1 protein-coding gene and 1 pseudogene are annotated in these 1,053 nt (G+C 38.3%); one reads left to right on the forward strand and one right to left on the reverse strand.

The window, feature by feature from the left end:
• On the forward strand, window positions 1-664 hold a 664-nt coding region (locus tag V7K36_RS08600), incomplete at its 5' end, for a transposase (RefSeq protein ID WP_335114879.1).
• A gap of 62 nt (window positions 665-726) precedes the next feature.
• Here V7K36_RS08600 and V7K36_RS08605 read toward each other — a convergent pair.
• Window positions 727-960, reverse strand: a pseudogene (locus tag V7K36_RS08605) (IS200/IS605 family transposase); the annotation flags it as partial.
• Between the last annotated feature and the right edge of the window lie 93 nt (window positions 961-1,053).

Here is a 1,053-nt window from a genome sequence, read left to right on the forward strand (position 1 = left end):
TGACTTTTCTGTTTATGACCCAGACAGAGATGGTAAAACAAAGATAGAACACGTAATAGAGATGCTGCAAAACCTTGTTTACCATAAGGTTATACCATTTAAAGCCGTCTTGATGGACACTTGGTATGCGACAAATAAATTGATGTTATATATTGATGGGTTAGGAAAATATTATTATTGTTCTCTGAAACATAATCGACTTGTTGATGATACTTCTTGTCTTGAAGATTACAAAAGAATTGAACTGTTATTTTGGCATGAAAAGGAGTTAGAATTAGGTAAAACAGTTAAAATAAAAAAGTTTCCGCAAGCTAACAAAGTGAAACTATTCCGGGTAACTGTCTCCACTAACAGAACGGATTTTATCGCTACAAACGATTTATCTCAAGATTCTACGGACGTTGTACAAAAAGTGTGTAAGGTTCGATGGAAGGTTGAGGAGTTTCATCGAGAATTAAAACAATTGACTGGTGTTGAATCATGTCAATGCCGCAAAGGTCGTATTCAAAGAAACCATATTGCCTGTGCTATTTTAGTCTGGCTTAGACTCAAAGATTTAGCTTATAAAACAGGTCAAACAATCTATCAAATTAAGCATGGATTGTTATCAAATTATCTAGTTCAGCAACTCAAACGTCCGGCTGTTCCCATGTTTATCGCCTAGTTGTTTGGCACGCGGCGCGGTGTAACAGCGCCATTGCTTATGACAGTTGCGTAAGTCCTGACATTAACAAAGTAAGCCGACGCATTAACAAAATCAGAGATAGAAAGTCTTGGTGGAATAGAAGCCACTAAATGGATATGATTTTCTATTCCGCCCACAGCATGGATAATGCTACCAAGTGTATTAGCTTTGCCAATGATATAACCGTAAAGTTGAGTTTCGCGTTCGGGGGTAATTAGTGGCTGTCGCTCTTTTGTCGCCCAAATAAGATGATAGTAAAGTCGCCACAGAGCCATGTATAGCAACCGCCAAGGTACTTAGGACGTAAAATGTAAGACGTGCTCAATGGCATCTCGTAAACAATCAAACTGCGCTAGTTTTTTGCGGAT

The organism is Nostoc sp. (assembly GCF_036919555.1).
GTDB lineage: Bacteria > Cyanobacteriota > Cyanobacteriia > Cyanobacteriales > Nostocaceae > Nostoc.